Origin of the sequence: Micromonospora sp. NPDC047753 (assembly GCF_040642735.1) — a bacterium.
GTDB lineage: Bacteria > Actinomycetota > Actinomycetes > Mycobacteriales > Micromonosporaceae > Micromonospora.
Genome location: NZ_JBEYSL010000550.1, coordinates 1 through 4,192, shown reverse-complemented (window position 1 = coordinate 4,192; position 4,192 = coordinate 1). Strand labels below are relative to the sequence as shown.

3 protein-coding genes and 1 tRNA gene are annotated in these 4,192 nt (G+C 69.8%); 1 reads left to right on the top strand and 3 read right to left on the bottom strand.

Going from position 1 to position 4,192, the window contains the following annotated elements:
• Positions 1-164: 164 nt before the first annotated feature.
• A tRNA-Thr gene (locus tag ABZ749_RS30655) sits at positions 165-241 on the bottom strand.
• Positions 242-576: 335 nt separating this feature from the next.
• On the opposite strand from ABZ749_RS30655, the gene ugpC reads away from it, so the two are divergent.
• Positions 577-1,668: a sn-glycerol-3-phosphate ABC transporter ATP-binding protein UgpC gene (gene ugpC, locus ABZ749_RS30650; RefSeq protein WP_091403085.1), complete on the top strand. Its 1,092-nt coding sequence runs from the start codon at positions 577-579 to the stop codon at positions 1,666-1,668.
• A 143-nt stretch (positions 1,669-1,811) separates the two neighbouring features.
• On the opposite strand, the gene rlmB is transcribed toward ugpC, so the two are convergent.
• Positions 1,812-2,945: a 23S rRNA (guanosine(2251)-2'-O)-methyltransferase RlmB gene (rlmB, locus tag ABZ749_RS30645; RefSeq protein WP_357193874.1), complete on the bottom strand. Its 1,134-nt coding sequence runs from the start codon at positions 2,943-2,945 to the stop codon at positions 1,812-1,814.
• A partial coding sequence (cysS, locus tag ABZ749_RS30640) for a cysteine--tRNA ligase (RefSeq protein WP_357233863.1) occupies positions 2,945-4,192 on the bottom strand: 1,248 nt, incomplete at its 5' end. The genes rlmB and cysS, both read right to left, overlap by 1 nt.

Genomic DNA, 4,192 nt, shown 5'->3' with positions numbered 1-4,192 from the left:
GAGCCAGCATGAGCACAGTGGTGCTCTGTCTCATTGTGATTCCCCCGTTGACCGCCGCCTGATGGCGGGACGGAGGCACGATAGCGAACTTGGTCGAGGTCCGGTTGCCCCTCGGGGCAACCGGCAGAGGCACAGCAGCGCCAATCGGAAAGGTCTGATGTAATTGGAGCCCCCGGCCGGGATCGAACCGGCGACATCTCGCTTACAAGGCGAGTGCTCTGGCCAGCTGAGCTACAGGGGCGCGCGCGTCGAGGTCAGCATAGCGACTGATCTCCGGTAATCCCGATCGCGAGGCCTCCCGAGCACGGGAATCGTCAACAACCCGACGCAGACTCGTTTGCCACGGCGTCGATTGATGTCTGACCGTGCCCGAGTGACCGGAATGCGTAGCCCGACTGGTGGGCTGGACGGCCCCCCACCTTGGCAGCACGGGGAAACGCGTTTACGGTTCACACGGACGACGACCGGGCGCCCCCGCGACCGAGCGCCGTCCGATGACCGGCACGGACACGTGCCGGTTGCTCCTTCACTCGGATCGTCCGGCACGTTCCTGCCGGTGAAAGGAAGCGCTTCACCATGGCTACGGTCACCTATTCCAAGGCATCCCGGGTCTACCCGGGCCAAGAGCGTCCCGCCGTCAACGAGCTGGACCTTGAGATCGGCGACGGGGAGTTCCTCGTCCTGGTCGGCCCCTCCGGTTGCGGTAAGTCCACCAGCCTGCGGATGCTCGCCGGCCTGGAGGACGTGGACGCCGGTTCGATCTACATCGACCAGCGTGACGTCACTCACCTCCCCCCGAAGGCCCGCGACATCGCGATGGTCTTCCAGAACTACGCCCTCTACCCGCACATGACGGTGTACGAGAACATGGCGTTCGCCCTCAAGCTCCGCAAGACCTCCAAGTCGGAGATCGACCGGCGGGTCAAGGAGGCGGCCGGGCTGCTCCAGCTTGAGGAGTACCTCAGCCGTAAGCCGAAGGCGCTCTCCGGTGGTCAGCGTCAGCGTGTCGCGATGGGCCGGGCGATCGTCCGCGAGCCGCAGGTCTTCCTCATGGACGAGCCGCTGTCGAACCTCGACGCCAAACTCCGCGTGCAGACCCGTACCCAGATCGCGTCCCTCCAGGCCAAGCTGGGCGTCACCACTGTCTACGTAACGCACGACCAGGTCGAGGCCATGACCATGGGTCACCGGGTCGCGGTGCTGCTCGACGGTGTTCTCCAGCAGGTGGACACCCCGCGGGCGCTCTACGACACCCCGGCCAACGTGTTCGTCGCCGGCTTCATGGGCTCGCCCGCCATGAACATCAAGACCGTTCCGCTGAACGAGCGGGGCGCCGAGTTCGCCGAGCTGCAGATCCCGCTGACCCGCGAGCAGGTCGAGGCGGCCCGCGCCGAGGGTGGCGACGGCAAGGTCACCGTGGGCTTCCGTCCGGAGGACTGCGAGCTGGTCAGCCCGACCGAGGGCGGCATGCCGGTGGTTGTCGAGCTGGTCGAGGACCTCGGCTCGGACGCCAACGTCTACGGTCACGCCGCTCTGGGTGGCAACTCGGAGCGCTTCGTCGTCCGCACCGACCGGCGCAACATGCCGAACATGGGTGACACCGTGTTCGTCAAGCCGGTTGCCGGTCGCAGCCACGTCTTCCACGCCGCCACCGGTGGCCGGATCTGACGTAACGCCGTACCGACAGGGGCGGTCCGCTTCGGCGGGCCGCCCCTTCGTCGTACCGACAACGGTTCTTCAGCCCGCCTGAGCGCCTGACAACGAAGGCCCCCTCCCGCGATCGGCGGGAGGGGGCCTTCGTTCGACGTGCGCTACAGCTCGACGGAGCGCCGGCGGGCGACCTCGGCCAGGGCGACCGCCGCCGCCACACTGGCGTTGAGCGACTCGACCTCGGAGATCATCGGGATGCTGACGGTCAGGTCGCAGGTCTCCCCGACCAGGCGGGAAAGACCGCGCCCCTCGGAGCCGACCACCACCACCAGCGGACCGACGGCGGCCTCCAGGTTGTAGAGGTCGGTGTCGCCGTCGGCGTCCAGGCCGACGACCATGAAGCCGGCGTCCCGGCACGCCTTCAGCGACCGGGTCAGGTTGGTCACCTGCGCGACCGGCACCCGCGCGGCCGCGCCGGCGCTGGTCCGCCAGGCGGTCGCGGTGATCCCAGCGGCACGACGCTCGGGTACGAAGACACCCTGCGCGCCGAACGCGGCAGCCGAACGGATCACGGCGCCCAGGTTGCGCGGGTCGGTGACACCGTCCAGCGCGACCAGCAGCGGGGCCTGCTGCTCCAGGGCAGCGGCGACCATGTCCTCGAACGGCTGGTACGCGAAGGGCGGCACCTGCAGACCGACGCCCTGGTGCAGCACCCCGCCGGTCATCCGGTCCAACTCGGCGCGGCTGATCTCCAGGTTGGCGATGCCGCGGTCGGCGGCGGTCCGGATGATCTCGTTGACCCGGTCGTCCATGTCGATGCCCTGGGCCGTGTAGAGCGCCGTCGCCGGCACGTTGGCGCGCAGCGCCTCCAGCACCGGGTTACGCCCGACCAACAGCTCCGGGGTGTCCTTGGACGGGTTGGACTTGCGCCCCGGCGCGACCCGGGGGCCGGACCGCCCAGTGGGCTTGCCGCCCCGTCCGCCGGTGGCAGCACCCCGGCCCACCGGTACGCCCCGACCGCCGCCCCTGCCCCAGGTGGTGTCCTTGGAGCCGGGCTGACCGATCTTCGGGGCGCGCCCCTCCTCGGCCGCTGCCCGGCGCTCCTTGTCCTGCTTCCAGGCGGTGCGCTGGGGCAGCTTCTCGGTGCCCGAGTAGCCCTTGTGCCACGGCCGCTCGTCCGCGGGCAGGGTGCGACCCCGCCCGGCCAACGAGTCCTTGTTCTTGCCGCCGGTGCCCTTGGGGGCGCCTGCCTTCGACGTCAGTCGCCGGCCACGGCGCTGCGAGTTGCCGGCCATCAGTCCTGCTCTCCAATAGTCCAACGGGGGCCCTGGGGGGTGTCCTCGACCACCACGCCGGCCAGCTTGAGCTGGTCACGCACGGCGTCCGCGGCAGCCCAGTCCTTGCGGCCCCGCGCCTGCGCACGCTGCTCCAGGGCCAGCGCGATCAGGGAGTCCACCACGGCACGAAGATCGTCCGATCGGCCGCCGCCGGTCCAGGCCGGGTCGAGGGGGTCGATCCCGAGAATATCCAGCATTGCCCGCACCACGGCCAGCGTGGTGCGGACGGTCACATCGTCGCCGACGCCCAGCGCGGTGTTGCCGTCCCGAATGTGCTGTTGCAGCACGGCCAGCGCGGCGGACGTGTTGAGGTCGTCGTCCATCGCCGCGACGAAGCCGGCGGGCAGCTCACCGACCTGCCCGGCGCCGACCCGCTCGGCGGCCCGCTGCACGAAACCCTCGATCCGCCGGTACGCGGTGGCCGCGTCGCGCAGCGAATCCTCCGAGTAGTCGATCACCGAGCGGTAGTGCGCGGCGGCGTAGTAGTAGCGCAGCTCCACCGGCCGCACCCCGAGCGAGTCCACGTACGCCAGGCCCAGCGCGTTGCCGGCGGACTTGCCCATCTTGGCCCCGCCGATGCTCAGCAGCCCGTGGTGCACCCAGTAGCGGGCGAACGGCAACCCGGCCGCCTGGGACTGGGCGATCTCGTTCTCGTGGTGCGGGAACGTCAGATCCAGGCCACCGCCGTGAATGTCGAACTCCGGGCCGAGGTAGCGCCAGCACATCGCCGAGCATTCGATGTGCCAGCCCGGACGGCCCAGACCCCACGGTGAAGGCCAGTACGCGTCCGCCGGCTCGTCCGGTTTGGCACCCTTCCACAGCGCGAAGTCGCGCGGATCCCGCTTGCCCCGATCCGGGGCGTCGCCAGCGGACTGCATGGCGTCCGGGGACTGGCCCGACAGCGACCCGTACGCCGGCCAGGACGCCACGTCGAAGTAGACGTCGCCGGAGCCGTCACTCGCCGGGTACGCGTGCCCGGCGGCGATCAACTTCGTGATCAGCTCGTGCATCTCGGGAATGTGCCCGGTGGCGCGCGGCTCGTAGGTGGGCGCCAGCACGTTCAACGACCGGTACGACTCGGCGAGCAGCAACTCGTTGGCGTACGCGATCGACCAGAACGGACGACCCTGCTCGCCGGCCTTGACCAGGATCTTGTCGTCGATGTCGGTCAGGTTGCGAATGAAGGTGACCTCGTAGCCGGCGGC

What these genes read in the sequence shown, in the direction of transcription:
- rlmB (WP_357193874.1), bottom strand. Translation starts at nt 2,945, where the DNA reads ATGGCCGGCAACTCGCAGCGCCGTGGCCGGCGACTGACGTCGAAGGCA.
- ugpC (WP_091403085.1), top strand. Translation starts at nt 577, where the DNA reads ATGGCTACGGTCACCTATTCCAAGGCATCCCGGGTCTACCCGGGCCAA.